This is a genomic window from Cyclobacterium sp. SOCE241 (assembly GCF_056867545.1).
In genome coordinates, this window is the sequence record NZ_CP149779.1 from 2,023,056 (window position 1) to 2,039,360 (window position 16,305).

A 16,305-nucleotide genomic window follows, 5' to 3' on the forward strand; every position below is an offset into this window, starting at 1 on the left:
CTATTAATTTAGCAATAAATGATTTTATTTGGTTAATATTTCGAGATTTAGCGCCCATCTCATGAAAGTTTAATTCAGAGCATGAAAAAAAATATTTCAGATAATAATACGGAGAATACTGGACATAATAAAAAAATGAATCCAGAAAATAATTCTAGACAACAGATTTCTTCAAAGATCGTGGCTCTGGCTCAAAAACTAAGCGCTTGTAACCATTCATTTTTGGGTGTCTTGCAAGATGAAGTAATATGTATTCTTAGTGCATCCGGAATTGAAACCTATCAAAATATCCCTAAAAACGATCCTTTTTACTACTTTTTAGAAAATATAAAGGAATTTAAAGCGATTCATGAAATTCATAATGAAAAAGAATTAACAGGAAGCAAATACCTAAATGAGATTGGCGATATAAAATATTTGGCCATTCTGCCAATTATTAATAAAGATAATTCAACCTTAGGTTTCATCGTTGTTTTTAATGAGGAAATCCCAGCAGAAAATTTAAATGTAGCAGAAAACCTTGACTTACTTTACCCACAAGCAAAAGAAGTATTAATTGCCCAAGCCGGTGAACTTGAGGACCAAATATTAAGTAAGGCAATGGTTTTATCTCAAGACCTAATCACAATTCTCGGGTCTGATGGAAAGATAATTAAAGTCAATAAGGCCTTTAAAACGCTTCTCGGCTACGATGAAAAAGAAATTTCTGACAAACCGGTGTTGGACTACATTCATCCTGATGATGTAAAAAGCACCATGAAACAGATTCAGTTGTTGATTAAAGGAGAGGAACAAACCGCTATTTTTTATCACCGATTGAAATGTCACAATGGAGAATACAAAACCTTTGCTTGGCGTGCCACTGGAGATTTAGAAAATAATTTAGTTTTTGCCATTGGGAGAGACATTAGTGAAGAAACAAAAAATAAAGAAAGGCTTTTAGCAAGTGAGGAAAAATTTCGTTCATTTTTTGAAAATAGTCAAGGGTTAATGTTAACCCATGATATGGAAGGTAATTTTTTAAGTTTCAACAGTTACGGTGCTCGTTTGTTGGGTTATACTGTAGAAGAAATGCTCACAAAAAGCTTTGGGATATAATACCTTCAAAGTTCAGATTTGAAATAGACGATTACATCAAAGAAATTAAAGAAAATGGTGAAGCCCAAGGTTTAATGACCACTTTTCAAGCCAATGGTCAGTTGAAAGTTTGGCTTTATAGTAACAAATTGGAAAAAGATCATTTTGGTAAGCAATATGTTATAGGTAATTCTATTGATATTACGGAAAGATTACGCCTTGAGAAGAGAATCCAAAATGCCAAAGAATTTTTAAATCAAACCCATGCCATGGCTAAAATAGGTGGCTGGAAATACGACGTTGAAAAACAATCCATAAACTGGACAGACATTACCAAATCAATTTTTGGAGTTTCTGATGACTATATTCCTGATTTGGAATCTGGGATTAATTTTTATAAAGAAGGAGAAAGCCGGGACAAGGTAAAAGAAGTTATTGATTTGGCTATGCATTATGGCAAACCTTGGGATGAAAGGCTTAAAATAATCAATGATAAAGGGAAAGAAATATGGGTAAGGACACTTGGTGAAGCCCATATTGAGGATGGCAAATGCCTCTATCTTTCAGGAACCATTCAAGACATCGATGAAGAAGTCAAAAAAGAAAAACAGTTAATTCAAAAGGAACAAATGTTGGGAGCCATATCCAAAGCCACCGACGAATTACTTTCTAATAATAAACTGTATGAAGCCATTCCAAATAGCCTTGAAATCATAGGGAAATCAGTTGGTGTTGATAGAATTTATTACTTCGAAAATAGTATTGGTGACGAAGGTGAAAAATACACATCTCAACGGTTTGAATGGAGTAATGATAGTGTAGAAGCTCAAATAAACAATCCCGATTTACAGAACATACCTTTGGAGGCTTTTGGCGATTTTGTTTTTCCTATGGAAAACAATGAGGTGTTTATGGCTATAATTTCAAACCTTCCTGATGAATCCGAAACGAAACAATTTTTAGACAATCAAAATATTAAATCAATATTAACCATTCCTATTTTTACAGAAAATGGGTTTTGGGGATTCATTGGCTATGATGATTGTACCAATGAAAGAGAATGGTCAAAAGCTGAGTTGTCGTTATTAAGAAGTTTTGCCAATAGTATTTCAAACGCTATTGACAGAAATATTTTGGAAAAAACCTGATTGAGTCCAAAGAAATAGCCGAAAAAGCAAGTTTAGCAAAATCAGAATTTTTGGCCAATATGAGCCACGAAATTAGAACTCCGCTTAACGGTATAATTGGTTTTACAGATTTATTGGTAAAAACAGAACTCGATGAAACCCAAAGTCAATACATAAACATTGTCAATCAATCGGCAGTCTCCTTACTAAATATTATTAATGATATATTAGACTTCTCCAAAATTGAAGCCGGCAAACTTGAATTAGAAATCATTAAATCAGATATTTTTGAACTGTCCGGTCAAGCCACTGACGTTGTATCCTACCAAGCCCAGCAAAAGGGGGTTGAAATGCTCCTAAACATTGAAAAATCACTTCCTAGGTTTATTCAAGTTGATGATATAAGATTAAAACAAATACTAATAAACCTTCTGGGAAATGCTGTAAAATTTACAGATAAAGGAGAAATCGAGCTTAAAATCCATACTTTAAATAAGATTGATAAAAATAAAAGAGTTATCAGATTTGAAGTTCGTGACACAGGAATAGGAATTTCAGAGGAATACCAAAAAGGATATTCGACGCTTTTATGCAAGAAGATGGGTCTACCACAAAGAAGTACGGGGGCACAGGTCTGGGGCTTACTATCTCGAACAAACTTCTATCAATGATGGGGTCAGAGTTGCAACTTAATAGCAAATTAAATGAAGGCAGCACTTTCTACTTTGACCTAGAGCTAGTAACCGAAGAAGGAGAATTAGAGCCTCTTGCAGACTACCCACTGAATAATGTTTTAGTTGTTGATGACAATTCAAATAACCGATATATTTTAAAAGAAATATTTTCTTTGAACGACATCAAAGTCGATGAAGCAGAAAATGGTTTTGAGGCCTTAAAACAGATAGAAAGTAATGATTATGATGTGGTTTTAATGGACTTGAACATGCCCTATATGGATGGGATAGAAACCACAAAAAAATCAGAGAAAACTTTACCAATAAAAAATCTCAGGTGCCAATTTTACTTCTGCATAGTTCTGCAGAAGATGATTATATCCTTAAACAGTGCAAGGAACTTTCCATTAATCGTCGGATTTCTAAGCCAATAAAAAACAAAGAATTGTTTGAGGCTTTAAGCAAACTACAGCCTCCTAAGCAGTCTACTTCTAGAGAAACAGTAGGGCAAGCTGACACTGGGAAAAAGGAAACAGTTGGTGCACGTGTACTAATAGCTGAAGACAATTCTATAAATATGTTTTTGGCTAAAACAATTGTCTTAAAAGTTTCCCTAAAGTCGAGATATTTGAAGCAACTAATGGTCTTGATGCTTATGAAATGGCTACAGAGTTTTTGCCGGATATAATTTTAATGGACATACAAATGCCTATTATGAGTGGTCATGAGGCCACCAAAAAACTAAAGGAAAATCCTAAAACCAAAGATATTCCAATCATTGCTATCACAGCGGGAAACATAAAAGGAGAAAAAGAAAAATGCATGGCCTCCGGTATGTCTGATTTTGTACCAAAACCAATTGTAGAGAAAAACATAATATATATTTTTGACAGATGGTTAAATACAAAAGAAACAGAAAAAACTTCCGAAGAGGAAGAATTAAATGAAATGCCCGCAGAAAAAGATGGGGCTATCACTGAACAAAAGGACCATTTTGATGTAGACAAAGTCAAGGAATTTTTGGGTGATGAACCCGAAATCATTAAAGAGGTCCTAAAGTTAACCATCCATGAATTGGAACAATCCAAAACCGTATTGGCTAATCATTATACCAATAAAGATTTAGGTGGTTTAAGCTCCGAAGGGCATAAATTGAAAGGTTCTGCATTAACAGCAGGCCTGGGTGAGGTTTATAAAACAGCTCTTGCATTGGAAGAAATGAAAACCTTGGATTTACCACTTGCCAAAAAGTTAATTGACAGCTTTGATGCTGAATATAATCTAGTAGTAGATTTAATCAATGATTATATTGCTCGGGGTAATTGAATTTACGGCCAAAATTTGCATTTCCCCTTAGGGGAAAACTGGTTTAGTACCTCGACACTAACTAATTAAGTAAATTAAAATTGCACTTGCTGTAGTAATGGCTAGCTTACGGATACTTTAACTGGTTTGCTCAAGACATACGTAGTGCAGTAAACATTGCTTAAAAAGGATTTCTCACAGAAAATTCACACTGCTCTTCAATTGTTCTTTGTATTTTGCACCTATAGGAATTATTTTACCATCAACTACAGCCGTATCACTATCAAAATCTGTGAGGTAATAAAGATTAATCACATAAGAACGGTGAACTTGAACAAATTCAGGGTTTCCAGATAACTTATCCAAGAAATTTGAAATGGTCGATTTAATCGTATAGGTTTTATTTTTACATTTCAGACTAATATAATCACCTTTTCCTTCACAATAACTGATGTCAGAAAAAAGAATTTTCTTATATAATCTATCGTCCTTCACAAAGATAAAATCCTTGGAATAGGAATTCGGATCAATTTTTACTTCTTTCTCTTTTCGTTTTTCAATCCCTTTCAAAAATTGAGGATAACTAAATGGCTTGGGCAAATAAAAACAAGCTTCTGTTTCAAAGGCTGCAATAGCATTTTCATTATTTGCTGAAATAATAATTAATGCCCCGGTATATTGGCTATGCTTTAGAATTTCAAAACCATTCATTTCCGGCATTTCTATGTCCAGAAATAACAGATCAATCTTTTCACGGTTTTCAACCAAGTAATTCAAACCATCTATTGCGTCAGAAAAACTCGCCAATAGTTTTAGCGATTTTGTCTTTTCAATATAATGCGAAAGCACTTTTATACTGGCCGTATCATCATCTAGGATTACACAGTTATCCATCATTTATAGGGTATTGTCATATTAAAATTATAAAAATAAAGGGAAGTAATTAGGCCGAAACCCCCTGATTTTTTTCGGGGACTTGAAGTTTACGAATTAATTTCGCAGGTACCCCTCCTACCAATGTATACGGTGCCACATCTTTTGTCACTACAGATCCGGCGGCAACGGTGGCTCCTTCCCCTATGCTCACTCCTTTTAAAACCATCGATCTGGTTGCAAGCCATGCATTGTCACCAATTGTGATCTCACCCGATTTACCAGTATCATCTCTATTGTCTACTCCATGAAAATCACCATCCATAATGATTACTTGGTTAGCAATTTGGCAATTTTTCCCTATTACAATTCGATTACTGGCGGACACTATACAAGCTGTATTGATGAAAGTCCCATCTCCAATAATTAATTCCGCACCTCTATCTGCATACAACTGGGTAACGCCCATATGGGACCATATTTTACAATTATCCCCCAAGGAAATGTCACCATATCCCTCTACTCTCAAAGCTCCTCTTACGGTAATCATTTTACCGGTGTGCTTACAATTTCTTAAGCGAAATTTCCCATTCAGCACACGCAATATTCCATTAAAAACATCCTTGAAGACGATCATCAAGACTCGAAATTTTTCTGGAAAACTTCTGGTTTCTCTACCGTAAATTTCTTGACTTAATTGAGATAATTTTTCCGAAATCTTGCGCTGAACCATTCCTTTTGTAAATATTTAATGAATATAGAAGTGAAATTTTTAATTTCAAAAAAAGGATAAACTAAAATTTTTATTACATTTATTTTAAAAATAAGATAAAAACGATCAATTATTTTACGTAAAACATTAAATGCCTTTGATATATAAATAAATGAAATTCATATTTAAAAAAGTACAACACCTATTTTTATTCCAATCCATTGCAGTAATATTTTTTTATTTCAGGGGGAATTTATATGCACAGCAGGAAAATGATATTGAGAAATATATCAATTTAACAGAACCACTTAAAGATCAATTACCTAATTTGGATAGCTTAATAAAAATAGCTATTGCCAATCACCCCACAGTAAAAGTCAACGAGGCATTAATCGGATCAGCAGAGGCCAGAATAAAAATGGCCAAAAAATCATGGTCCAACTTAATTCGAGTATATTCTGATTATTCTTACGGTAATCAAGCAATTTTATACACCTCCGGAACAGATTTATCCAATGTAGCCAATGGTTACAGAGTAGGTGCAAGCTTAAGTATACCACTTTCTGAGGTATTTCTAAAGGAAGACAGAGTGAAGCTTCAAAAACAAGAATTAGAAGCGACTTACTACAAGACTAAAGAAATGGAATTGACAATTTCCAACCAAGTAATCGAAGAATACAATAGTGCACTACTTGGACAAAAGCTAATGCTTATCAGACTAGAAATGCAGGAAAAAGCTAGAACCAACCTACAGCAAATGGAAATGGAATTTAACTTGGGTAACTTAGAAGCAACTTCATTCTTAAGAAACCAAGAAATTTATACCATTGCACAATCGGAATATGAAAATGCAAGAAAAAACTTTTTCGTAGCCATTCAAAAATTAGAAATTCTATTAGGAGAATCGCTCGCCAACTTTATTAATTAATATGACAATAAAACAAATCATAAGGCTTCTTTGGAAAAACAAATTTTGGATTTTTTAACACCTTTATTTGTAGCTGTTGGCGTATTCTTTCTTACCCAAAACCTCCCGAGAGAATACGAAAGTTCTACCCTTATTTTTACTAATCCTACATCAGACAGGGGTGCCACTGATGGTGGCGTGGTAAGAATGGATTTTTACACGTCGAATAATCTTTTTGATAATTTAACATTAATAGTAAAATCCAGAACTACTATACAAGAAGCCTCTTTAAAATTATTGGCCAAGCACATGGCCCTTCCCGCACAAGACGATGAGATACTGTGTGCAGAGGCTTACCTTGACTTAAAAACACATATCCCCTCCCCTCTATGGGAAGAACTAGCTGTAGTTAATGATGAAGAGAAAACGCTGAATAATATCATTGATAACTTGCTAAACGATGAAAACTCTCCAATTGAATATTTATTAAGAGAACACGAGTATTATTCCATCAATAAAATACTTGGTCGATTATCAGTTTCCCGGAAATTTTCAAGTGACATGATGGAGGTAAAATACAGCTCCAATGATGCAGGTATTTGCTATTACACCCTAAAATACATTGCTGAGTCCTTTATGAATGGTTACTCAAAAATGAAGGAGCTGGAAAATATTAATACCATTGCTTACTTCCAAAACCAGCTATCCATTGCGCAAGCCAAACTAAGGGACGCTGAAGAAAATTTAAAGGGGTTTATGGCCGATAATCGAATATTAAACTATTACGAACAAGGGAAATACCTCGATATTGCAAAATTGGAGCATGACCAAGATGAGGAACGTTCAAGAAGACTTCTTTCCGGTACTGGCTTTAATTTAGAACAGATCGAGGAGATGTTTGAAAATTTTGATCAGCGTCAAGTCATCATTGAAAATATATCTTTGTTACAGGATGAAATAGTAACTAGAAATTTAAAAATTCAGGGACTTTCTGTATTAGAAAACCAAGAGCCCCAAATAAGAAATCTTGAAAATGAGATTGAGAGTTTAGAAAAAGAAATAAAAGTGCTTTCAGATGATTTGTTTAAAAATAGCAATTCAATTCAGGGAGTGCAAAGAGAAACCATTCTTGACCAATGGCTGTCTTTAAAAATATCTTATGAAGAACAAAAGCAGGCACTTGAAGTGATGAAAACCCGAAAATCCTACCTGCTCGATAAAATTGATGAATTTGCACCTTTAGGGGCTGAATTGAAAAAACTGGAAAGGGAGGTTAGTGTCAATGAAGACCAATACCTTTCAATCTTACATGGGCTCAATATGGCGTACCTTCAGAAATACGACCTGGAAATGGCTTCGACCCAGAAACTAATTGATGAACCTTATTACCCCAAGACAGCATTGGCCTCTAAAAGAATGTTAATGGTAATTGGTGGCATGCTGGGTACGGGTGGACTTGTGCTTACAGTAGTGCTACTTTCTTTTTTCTTAGATTCTTCTATAAAATCAGGCAAAAATGCTACCAAATTAACCACGCTTCCTGTTGCAGGAGGTTGGTTAAATGAAGATGCTATCTCCAAAAGCATTTATTTGGATGAATTGCATAACAACCAAATCAAATTATTTTATAATAATTTGAGCATGCATTTTCCTGAGAATGGCCAAAAAATCATACTCTTTTATAGCCATCAAAAAGGAGAAGGGAAAACTTTTTAATTGACCATCTGGTCAAAGAACTTACAAGACAAAATAGGAGCACTATATTTTGTGGAAATGAAGCTGACGCAAAAAAGGTAGTTTGTGAAAGCTTAGTAATTGATGAACAGACCATTTCCAATCCTAAAAAAGAATCGTATTTCTGGGAAGAAACCCTAACCAAATTGCCACACGAATTTGTATTATGGGAGTTGCCAAACATTAAAGAGAAACCCTTCAACTATTCCTTAATTAACAAATCAAATGTATTGGTGTTAGTGACTGATGCAGGTAGATCTTGGACATCCTCCGATGCATTTATTAATAATGGAATTACAGAAATGGTAAAAACCTCTCATTTGGTATGGTTAAATAAAATGCAAGCGGATGAACTAGAAGACATTAATGGTGAAATACCAAAGAAAAGATCTTCAATTAGAACAAAATTTAAGCAGTTACTATCCTAAAGGGTACTTCTAACTACTATGCAAATCACCAAAGCAAATATCTCAAATAAAGTTTTTGCCCTGCTAGTGGCCGGGCTTTTGAGTTTGTTTGTGGTTAAAACCGGGGTGATGGGTATTGGTTTAATGCTTGTCTTTCCTTTTGTATTGGCAGGTGGGATTTTTATGATGAGTCACCCTAACAAGTCACTAGCCTCAGGATTAATTTTTGCTTTTTTATCCATTGGTGCCATCAGATATGTCCCTAATTTACCTTTAGGGCTAACTGTGGATTTTGCATTGGCCATGTTAATTGTCAGTGCTCTTTTTCACAATAAAGTCGAGACCGATTTTTCAAAATTACACAATAGCCTCATTTTAGTTACACTAATTTGGATGGGGTATAATGTGGCAGAAATCTTTAATCCTGAAGCGAGAAGTGTTACGGCTTGGTTTTATGCGGTAAGAGGCACCGCTTTGTATATGTTCCTCACAGTTCCTCTTACACTATTGTATGCCAATAAACCCTCTGATTTAAATCGCCTATTTATAATTGTTTTTGCTTTAAGCATACTGGCTTCATTTTGGGGTTTGAGACAATTTTATATTGGCCTTGATTATGCTGAAAACAGATGGCTAGATGCGGGCTCCCGGTCAACTCATGTCCTTTTTGGCAATTTAAGGGTATTTAGCTTTTTCTCAGATGCAGGGCAATTTGGAGCAGGAATAGCTCATTCAGGAGTAATGGCTATGGTATTGGCACTGGGGCCTTTTTCATTAAAGAAAAGAATTTTATTTGCTGTGATGGCGCTTTTATTTTTTTACTTGATGATAATGAGTGGCACCAGAGGAGCTTTAATGGTTCCTGTTGCAGGCTCTTTAGCTTATTTATTTGCTTCAAAAAACTATAGGCTTATGCTTGCCGGGTTGATTGCCCTTGGCCTAGCTTTTTCATTTCTAAAATTCACTACCATAGCCAACAACAATTACCAAGTCCGTAGAATGAGGTCTGCATTAGATCCATCAGACCCATCATTAAATGTTAGGTACTTAAACCAACGGAAATTTTCAGAATACTTAAAAACCAGACCCTTTGGGGGAGGTATTGGCACTTCGGGCTCATGGGGCCAAAGATTTAGCCCAGGCACATTTTTAGCGGAAACACCTAATGACAGTTGGTTTGTAAAAATATGGGCAGAGATGGGTATAGTAGGTTTATACCTACACATAGGCATTTTGGCTTTTATAGCCGGAATGGGGCTGCTAAAAATATGGAAAGTCAAGGATCCTAGATTACGGCAAAAATTATTGGCTTTATTCGGAGGCTATGTCGGTATAGCTGCAGCGTCTTATGGCAACCCACTGTTGGGGCAAATGCCTACAGGAATCATTCTTTATATGTCGTGGGCTTATTTTTTCTAGCTGAAGACATGGATAAAAGTTTAAATAAACCATCAGAAAATGAATAAACCACTGATCTCTGTCATCACCATCAACTACAACGGCCTGGTTCATACCATGGGTTTTTTAGAATCATTTCAAAAGGTAAGCTATCCGAATGTAGAAATTATAGTGGTAGACAATGCTTCCAAAGAATCTCCGGATAGTATCCTCGATAAATATCCTGAAACCATCCTTATAAAAAGCCCGGTTAATGAGGGGTTCGCAGGTGGAAATAATAGAGGTATGGAAGTTGCTAAAGGTGATTTTTTCTTTCTGATTAACAATGATACTGAAGTTGCTCCTGACTTGCTTGAAACCCTATTGGAACGGACCGAAATAGTTGAAAATGTAGGTTTGGTTTGTCCTAAGATACTCTACCATGAAGAACCTGACATTATACAATATGCAGGTTTTTCAGCCATAAACCCCATTACCGGAAGAGGTAGAGGTAAAGGTTATTTGGAAAAGGATGAAGGTCAATACCAAGTAGCTGAAATCACTCAATTGGCACATGGTGCTGCCATGTTTATTCCCAGAAAGGTTGTCAAGGAAATAGGACTTATGGCAGAGCTATACTTTTTATATTATGAAGAAATGGATTACTGTGAACGCATCAAACAAGCAGGTTATGATATATGGTACGAACCTAAGAGCTATATTCTTCACAAAGAGTCTATGAGTGTAGGAAAAAACTCTCTGCTCAAAACTTATTATATGAGTAGAAACAGGTGGTTATACCTTAGAAGAAATGTAGCTTATCCTTTGTTTTTCTTTACAGCCGGGTATTATATGCTCATAGCCCTTCCAAAAAATCTATTGGTTCATGCCTTTAAGTTTGAATGGGGCCATTTTGGAAAGTATTTTAAAGGCTTTGTTGACGGGCTTTTTCTGAAAGACATCAAGGAAAACCCCACTTTAAACAACTAAACAAAACGGACAATGAGGATAGGTATAGAAGCACAACGCATTTTTAGAGAAAAAAGCATGGCATGGACATGGTGGCCCTTGCCCTAATCAAAAACTTGCAACAGCTAGACACCGAAAATGAATATTTCATCTTTGTAAATGATACAGAAGACCCTTCTGCAATAAAAGAAACAAAAAACTTTAAAATTGTCCCCCTTACCCCTGCACCTTACCCAATTTGGGAACAAAAACACTTAGCTAAAGCGGTAAAAACTTATCAATTAGATCTTCTTCACTGCACCAGTAATACGGCTCCTGTTGCATGTTCCGTTCCGCTTTTAATAACTCTCCACGACATTATCTATTTGGAAAAAATCAACCTAAAAGAAGGTACCTGGTACCAAAGACTTGGAAACATCTACAGAAGATGGAATGTGCCAAAAGTAGTGAAAAATGCAGCAATGATATTTACAGTCTCTCATTATGAACAGAAAAGGATTGTTCAGCATTTCAATATGAAAGTTGATGCTGTTCAAGTGGTGTATAACGGTGTAGCCAATCATTTTAAGGTAGAATCTCCAGAAAAACAGGAAATTATTCGTAATAAATACAATTTACCTAAGGCATTCATTCTATTTCTGGGAAATACAGATCCTAAGAAAAATCTCAAAGGAGTGTTAAAAAGTTTAGCCATTCTTGATAAAAAAAGGTGGATTATCCGGACATAGTAATGCCAGACTTTGGCAAAGAAGTACTGGTAAGTATGTTGAATGAGATTAAGGCGCCTCAACTGCTTTCAAAAATTCACCTGACCGGCTATATTCCCAACGAAGATTTACCTGCCATATACAGTCAGGCTAAAGTATTTTTATACCCTTCATTAAGAGAGAGTTTTGGCCTCCCTATTTTGGAAGGAATGGCATGTGGCTGTCCAGTAATCACCGCTAACACCTCCTCTATGCCGGAAGTTGCAGGTGATGCTGCCATTATTGTTGACCCCTTTGACCCTTCGGCTATTAGTGCCGGCATAGAGAAGATATTGTCAGACGAAGTCCTTAGAAAAGAACTTATCAGTAAAGGCTATGATAGACCCCCATTTTTTGACTATAAAAAAGGGGCATTGGACACACTCACTGCCTATAAAAAAATCCATGCTACACAATGACTGATAAGAAATATTGGCTTACCGGTGGTTTTTTCACCATGATGCACCGAGGTGTAGATTTTGTTCTTGGCTTCATCGGTTTTATGCTTCTTGTGAGGGTATTTAGTCCTGAGGAATTTGGGATTTGGGTTTTACTTATCACCATAGTTGCAATAATTGATATGGCTAGAAATGGTTTCATCCAAAATGGAATGATCAAATTTCTAGTAGGAAAAGAAAAAGTTATTCAAGCAAAAATACAAACTGCTTCAGTATGGCTAAACACGGCCTTAACCTTGATATTGGTTTTCTTATTGTGGATTTTGGCTGGGCCTCTAGAAAAATTATTAAATGCTAATGGTTTAGCTGACCTAATAAAAATTCATTCCTTGATCCTTCCGGTATTGATTTTACATACACACAATATGGTATTGATGCAGGCAAAGTACGATTTCCAAGCTTATTTTTGGGCAGGCATAAGTAAAAGCCTGCCATTCTTTTTGGTGATTTTATTTGGCTATTTTTTAGACATAAAACTCAGTCTGATTGAACTGGCCTGGTATCAAAACTTGGCTTTTTTATTAGCCACAATTATGTCAGTTTATCAGGTCAGAAATTATTTAAAAATTCGTCTAAAAGCACAAAAATATTGGCTGAAAAGGATTTTTCACTTTGGAAAATTTGTCTTCGGAACCAATTTAGTATCCATGTTAACCAATAGCTTGGACAAATTTTTATTAGGAGCTTTATTGTCTCCTGTACAAGTAGCCATGGCCAATACAGCAGGGAGGGTTTTGAATATGGTTGAAATTCCTGTGAATTCTATAGCTTCTATTAGTTACCCAAAAGCAGCTGAAGCTCACGATAAAAAGCAAAGCAAAATGGTTGGTGAAATCTATGAAAAGACATTGGGGATGATGTTAAGTCTCACCATTCCTTTTTGGTTATTTTGTATGCTCTTCGCCCATTATATTGTCTTGCTGATAGCAGGAGAAGCTTATTTAGATGCCGTCCCATTTTTGAGAATCATGTCATTTATGGCACTAATCAAGCCTTTTGACAGACAATCCGGAGTATTTCTAGATGCCATAGGTAAACCATTTTTTAATATGATTATGGTTTTCGGTACTTTCGTTTATGGAGCTATATTCAGCTATCTTTTCATCCAATGGTTTGGTTTAATGGGAGCTGCCTATGGCTTAATTCTTGCCTTGTTCACCACTTCAATAATAAAATTTATCATCTTAAATAAATTCGTTGACATACGAATTGGGCAATGTTGGATAAAAGCTTTTGAAAATTATCCCATTATGATCGAAACACTAAAAGATAAAGTGAAAAATAAATCCTGAAAACCATTAAAAAATTATTCCCAATCTTTTTCAAGGTGCTTAAACTCATGTCTGCGCTGTTTCCATAAAACATCAATCTCCGTAATTTCATTATGGCTAGTAGCCATAAAATCCTTACTCGCCTTTCTAATATTGAGCATTCCTGAAATTTGGCCTAACACAAATAAGGGGATTTTAGGAATAGCCTGTAATACTTTCATCGGTGTTTTATTGAATAGCAATAACAATAAAAAGGCGAGCGCAAACAACATTAAACTTCCAGTCAACAGAAAGAAATAAATCCAGTTGATAAACAGGGCAATTATAGCTAAGAGCCCACTAAGACCTACCAACACCACCATAGGTGGCATAGCTGTCATTATGGCAAAATATACTCGGTTCCAATCCATTTTCAATACCCCTTTACCTATTAATTTCAGGTTTTCAGGAAGCTGTCCAAAGTAGCTGTTGAGCCACCTCCCCTTTGCCTTCCGATTTGTTCGGCTCCTGTAATTTTCTCATCAAATACTATAGCCGCTCCTGCATAGGCAATTATATGCCCTTGGTCAACCAGTTCAGATTGCAAAGATTTATCCTCTGCTACAACTACCCCCTGTTTTTCTAAAATCAATAACTCTTTGGCAATATTTTCTTCATACAGATTTTTCTCAATGGACATACCGGAACCAGCGATTGTAGAAGAGGAACCCAATTGAAAAGGAAGATTTCTGACAGCAAAGTCATAGTAATACTCTCCAAGTGCATCCAAAGAGGCATAGGTACCTTCAATATTTTTTGCAATTCTTTTCCCTTGCACAGCATTAAAACCATTGGCGTGATACTTACTGATTACGCGTAAAAAATGTGATGGAACAAGGTTATCCGGATCAAAAACAACCACATGGCTATGTCTTGTTTTCATTTCTTTTAAAACCAAGCCTAAAGAGGCTACCTTACTATTAAGAAATGGCCGGGGTTGGTAGATGGTCAGCTTTTCATGTGTCATTACATCCAATTCCCCTTCAATTCCATCTGCCACCAAATAAATATGGTAATTGCGATAATCTTGTGCAAGCAAGGCCCTCACCAACGGCCATGCAATGTCTTTTTCTTTATAAACTGTGATAACACAAGCAAAGTCTGCCGTTAGTTCCGCTTCCTTTAATTTAAATTTACCCCCTAAAAATGATATAAAAGTACTTAATAAAGGAAACAAAAGATAAAAGCTACAAATACAGGAAATAATAATAAATAAGATCAAAGCTTCAAAAATTAAGGATTGTTATAAACCTAAATTTAAGCTTTCCAATGCGGAAAACATTGATTATTTTAGAAAAAAAACAGCTTTTATGGAGGATTTTTCAAATCTTACGCTTGATAAGGTTACCATTGTTATGACCAGCATGTCCAGATGGGACGGTGAGTTTTCTTCTGCTTCTTGGTCACTAGCCAAAACTTTTGCCCAAAACCAAAAGGTAATTTATGTGGATTATCCATTTACCTTGCTTGATTATATGAAGGAGCGTAAAAACCCTCCGTTGTCGCTAGAAAAAAGGCCTTGATTAATGGGACAGAAAGTCTTAAACCACTTACACAATTTAGTCCTTTACTCTATACCCTTTGTCCACCATTAATGCTTCCAATAAACTGGTTACCCTCCGGTAAGCTCTATAATTACTTCTCAAAATGGAATGACAGAAGGTTGGCAGGGGCCATAAAAAGGCCATAAAAGCGTTAAACGAAGAGGACTTTATCTTTTTTAATTCCTTTAATCCGCTTTATTTAAGCAAATTACCAAGTAATTTTAAACCATTGGCTTTTGTTTATCAATCTAGGGATAATATTAGGGCACTGGAACCCTACTTAAGAAAACATGGGGCAGGAAAAGAAATTGAAGCTGTAAAAAATGCAGATCTCAGCCTGGTAACTTCCCGGATGCTCCAAAAAGATTTAGAAAGTCTATCAGGAAAAAAGTAGCCTATTTTCCAAATGCAGCGGATTTTGATTTGTTTAAAACAGCTTATGATGAAGTTGTGAAAATCCCGGAAGACCTCAAAGATATTCCTCGTCCTATAATTGGCTACACGGGTAATATTTGTCACCGCTTGGATTACAATTTGATTGAAAGTATTTGTAAAGCTAATCCTGATAAAAGTGTCGTAATGGTAGGCCCTAGAAATCACCAAGGGCATACTCAAATTGATTTGGATAAAATTCCCAACCTATTCTTTACCGGACCAAAGAAAATTGAACAACTTCCTCAATACCTGGCCCATTTTCAATTATTGATATTGCCTTTTCTTTGCAATGAGGTCACCAAGAGTATTTATCCTCTTAAAATCAATGAATACTTAGCATCCGGAAAGCCAATAGTTGCTACGCCTTTTTCAGAAGATATACAGTCATTTCACCCTTTAATTAGCCTTGAAAAAATACCTGAAAATTTTAATGAAGCTATACAAAAGGAATTGAATACTGATTCAGATCAAAAAGCAAAATCCAGGTACCTTGAGGCTTCAAAAAACACCTGGAAAGGAAGGGTAAAGTTATTTTGGCAATTACTCGGCGGTTAAAAGGTGGCAATGTTTAGCCTTTAACCGACAAAATTACAATTCCATTCCCCACACCATAACGTGTCCAATCATACAAAGACACTCTAAATAGTTCA

General features: G+C 35.6%; 20 protein-coding genes. 16 read left to right on the plus strand and 4 right to left on the minus strand.

Annotation, left to right across the window (positions count from 1 at the left end; translation table 11 throughout):
- Positions 1 to 81: 81 nt before the first annotated feature.
- The 5 genes from WG932_RS09915 to WG932_RS09935 all read left to right on the plus strand — a co-directional run bounded on the left by WG932_RS09915 (position 82) and on the right by WG932_RS09935 (position 4,204).
- Positions 82 to 1,098, plus strand: a complete 1,017-nt coding sequence (locus tag WG932_RS09915) for a PAS domain-containing protein (protein ID WP_483087809.1) — start codon at positions 82 to 84, stop codon at positions 1,096 to 1,098.
- 74 nt (positions 1,099 to 1,172) lie between these two features.
- Entirely contained in the window at positions 1,173 to 2,225 is a 1,053-nt protein-coding gene (locus WG932_RS09920; RefSeq protein ID WP_483087810.1) for a PAS domain S-box protein, read from the plus strand.
- A gap of 59 nt (positions 2,226 to 2,284) precedes the next feature.
- On the plus strand, positions 2,285 to 2,875 hold the full coding sequence (locus WG932_RS09925; protein ID WP_483088614.1) for a histidine kinase dimerization/phospho-acceptor domain-containing protein: 591 nt from the start codon (positions 2,285 to 2,287) through the stop codon (positions 2,873 to 2,875).
- The gene (locus WG932_RS09930; RefSeq protein ID WP_483087811.1) at positions 2,794 to 3,312 is read left to right on the plus strand and encodes an ATP-binding response regulator; all 519 of its coding nucleotides are present in this window, start codon (positions 2,794 to 2,796) and stop codon (positions 3,310 to 3,312) included. Before WG932_RS09925 ends, WG932_RS09930 begins: the two co-directional genes overlap by 82 nt.
- Before the next feature lie 226 nt (positions 3,313 to 3,538).
- Positions 3,539 to 4,204 carry a response regulator gene (locus WG932_RS09935; RefSeq protein ID WP_483087812.1) on the plus strand — a complete coding sequence of 222 codons (666 nt, stop codon included), beginning with the start codon at positions 3,539 to 3,541 and terminating at the stop codon, positions 4,202 to 4,204.
- Positions 4,205 to 4,378: 174 nt separating this feature from the next.
- Here WG932_RS09935 and WG932_RS09940 read toward each other — a convergent pair whose 3' ends face one another.
- Both WG932_RS09940 and WG932_RS09945 read right to left on the minus strand, forming a co-directional pair.
- Positions 4,379 to 5,080, minus strand: coding sequence for a LytR/AlgR family response regulator transcription factor (locus tag WG932_RS09940; protein ID WP_242067748.1), 702 nt, complete (start codon positions 5,078 to 5,080; stop codon positions 4,379 to 4,381).
- Between the two features lie 46 nt (positions 5,081 to 5,126).
- Entirely contained in the window at positions 5,127 to 5,789 is a 663-nt protein-coding gene (locus WG932_RS09945) for an acyltransferase (protein WP_483087813.1), read from the minus strand.
- Between the two features lie 151 nt (positions 5,790 to 5,940).
- On the opposite strand from WG932_RS09945, the gene WG932_RS09950 reads away from it, so the two are divergent.
- From WG932_RS09950 to WG932_RS09985, 8 genes are all read left to right on the plus strand, one after another.
- Positions 5,941 to 6,696, plus strand: coding sequence for a TolC family protein (locus tag WG932_RS09950; RefSeq protein WP_483087814.1), 756 nt, complete (start codon positions 5,941 to 5,943; stop codon positions 6,694 to 6,696).
- Positions 6,697 to 6,726: 30 nt separating this feature from the next.
- The gene (locus tag WG932_RS09955; RefSeq protein ID WP_483087815.1) at positions 6,727 to 8,391 is read left to right on the plus strand and encodes a GumC family protein; all 1,665 of its coding nucleotides are present in this window, start codon (positions 6,727 to 6,729) and stop codon (positions 8,389 to 8,391) included.
- Positions 8,392 to 8,555: 164 nt separating this feature from the next.
- Positions 8,556 to 8,837: a hypothetical protein gene (locus WG932_RS09960; RefSeq protein ID WP_483087816.1), complete on the plus strand. Its 282-nt coding sequence runs from the start codon at positions 8,556 to 8,558 to the stop codon at positions 8,835 to 8,837.
- A gap of 18 nt (positions 8,838 to 8,855) precedes the next feature.
- Positions 8,856 to 10,235, plus strand: coding sequence for an O-antigen ligase family protein (locus tag WG932_RS09965; RefSeq protein ID WP_483087817.1), 1,380 nt, complete (start codon positions 8,856 to 8,858; stop codon positions 10,233 to 10,235).
- A gap of 39 nt (positions 10,236 to 10,274) precedes the next feature.
- Positions 10,275 to 11,183: a glycosyltransferase family 2 protein gene (locus WG932_RS09970; RefSeq protein WP_014023017.1), complete on the plus strand. Its 909-nt coding sequence runs from the start codon at positions 10,275 to 10,277 to the stop codon at positions 11,181 to 11,183.
- A gap of 62 nt (positions 11,184 to 11,245) precedes the next feature.
- Positions 11,246 to 11,890: a glycosyltransferase gene (locus WG932_RS09975; protein WP_483087818.1), complete on the plus strand. Its 645-nt coding sequence runs from the start codon at positions 11,246 to 11,248 to the stop codon at positions 11,888 to 11,890.
- Positions 11,872 to 12,327: a glycosyltransferase family 4 protein gene (locus WG932_RS09980; protein ID WP_483087819.1), complete on the plus strand. Its 456-nt coding sequence runs from the start codon at positions 11,872 to 11,874 to the stop codon at positions 12,325 to 12,327. The genes WG932_RS09975 and WG932_RS09980 overlap by 19 nt, the downstream gene beginning before the upstream one ends.
- Entirely contained in the window at positions 12,324 to 13,658 is a 1,335-nt protein-coding gene (locus tag WG932_RS09985) for an oligosaccharide flippase family protein (RefSeq protein WP_483087820.1), read from the plus strand. Before WG932_RS09980 ends, WG932_RS09985 begins: the two co-directional genes overlap by 4 nt.
- Positions 13,659 to 13,672: 14 nt before the next feature.
- Here WG932_RS09985 and WG932_RS09990 read toward each other — a convergent pair whose 3' ends face one another.
- Together WG932_RS09990 and WG932_RS09995 are read right to left on the minus strand one after the other, a co-directional pair.
- A complete protein-coding gene (locus tag WG932_RS09990) occupies positions 13,673 to 14,047 on the minus strand; it encodes a hypothetical protein (RefSeq protein ID WP_483087821.1) in 375 nt (124 codons plus the stop codon).
- A 26-nt stretch (positions 14,048 to 14,073) separates the two neighbouring features.
- Entirely contained in the window at positions 14,074 to 14,853 is a 780-nt protein-coding gene (locus WG932_RS09995) for a glycosyltransferase (RefSeq protein WP_483087822.1), read from the minus strand.
- Between the two features lie 133 nt (positions 14,854 to 14,986).
- Here WG932_RS09995 and WG932_RS10000 point away from each other — a divergent pair, with 133 nt between their 5' ends.
- From WG932_RS10000 to WG932_RS10010, 3 genes are all read left to right on the plus strand, one after another.
- Positions 14,987 to 15,199, plus strand: coding sequence for a hypothetical protein (locus tag WG932_RS10000; protein WP_483087823.1), 213 nt, complete (start codon positions 14,987 to 14,989; stop codon positions 15,197 to 15,199).
- 250 nt (positions 15,200 to 15,449) lie between these two features.
- Positions 15,450 to 15,614, plus strand: a complete 165-nt coding sequence (locus WG932_RS10005) for a hypothetical protein (protein WP_483087824.1) — start codon at positions 15,450 to 15,452, stop codon at positions 15,612 to 15,614.
- A 29-nt stretch (positions 15,615 to 15,643) separates the two neighbouring features.
- The gene (locus tag WG932_RS10010) at positions 15,644 to 16,210 is read left to right on the plus strand and encodes a glycosyltransferase (protein ID WP_483087825.1); all 567 of its coding nucleotides are present in this window, start codon (positions 15,644 to 15,646) and stop codon (positions 16,208 to 16,210) included.
- Positions 16,211 to 16,305: the final 95 nt, after the last annotated feature.

What these genes read in the sequence shown, in the direction of transcription:
- WG932_RS09925 (WP_483088614.1), top strand. Translation starts at nt 2,285, where the DNA reads ATGAGCCACGAAATTAGAACTCCGCTTAACGGTATAATTGGTTTTACA.
- WG932_RS09965 (WP_483087817.1), top strand. Translation starts at nt 8,856, where the DNA reads ATGCAAATCACCAAAGCAAATATCTCAAATAAAGTTTTTGCCCTGCTA.
- WG932_RS09945 (WP_483087813.1), bottom strand. Translation starts at nt 5,789, where the DNA reads ATGGTTCAGCGCAAGATTTCGGAAAAATTATCTCAATTAAGTCAAGAA.
- WG932_RS09930 (WP_483087811.1), top strand. Translation starts at nt 2,794, where the DNA reads ATGCAAGAAGATGGGTCTACCACAAAGAAGTACGGGGGCACAGGTCTG.
- WG932_RS09985 (WP_483087820.1), top strand. Translation starts at nt 12,324, where the DNA reads ATGACTGATAAGAAATATTGGCTTACCGGTGGTTTTTTCACCATGATG.
- WG932_RS09920 (WP_483087810.1), top strand. Translation starts at nt 1,173, where the DNA reads ATGACCACTTTTCAAGCCAATGGTCAGTTGAAAGTTTGGCTTTATAGT.
- WG932_RS09950 (WP_483087814.1), top strand. Translation starts at nt 5,941, where the DNA reads ATGAAATTCATATTTAAAAAAGTACAACACCTATTTTTATTCCAATCC.
- WG932_RS09975 (WP_483087818.1), top strand. Translation starts at nt 11,246, where the DNA reads ATGGACATGGTGGCCCTTGCCCTAATCAAAAACTTGCAACAGCTAGAC.
- WG932_RS09935 (WP_483087812.1), top strand. Translation starts at nt 3,539, where the DNA reads ATGGCTACAGAGTTTTTGCCGGATATAATTTTAATGGACATACAAATG.
- WG932_RS10000 (WP_483087823.1), top strand. Translation starts at nt 14,987, where the DNA reads ATGGAGGATTTTTCAAATCTTACGCTTGATAAGGTTACCATTGTTATG.
- WG932_RS09915 (WP_483087809.1), top strand. Translation starts at nt 82, where the DNA reads ATGAAAAAAAATATTTCAGATAATAATACGGAGAATACTGGACATAAT.
- WG932_RS09940 (WP_242067748.1), bottom strand. Translation starts at nt 5,080, where the DNA reads ATGATGGATAACTGTGTAATCCTAGATGATGATACGGCCAGTATAAAA.
- WG932_RS09970 (WP_014023017.1), top strand. Translation starts at nt 10,275, where the DNA reads ATGAATAAACCACTGATCTCTGTCATCACCATCAACTACAACGGCCTG.
- WG932_RS09990 (WP_483087821.1), bottom strand. Translation starts at nt 14,047, where the DNA reads ATGGATTGGAACCGAGTATATTTTGCCATAATGACAGCTATGCCACCT.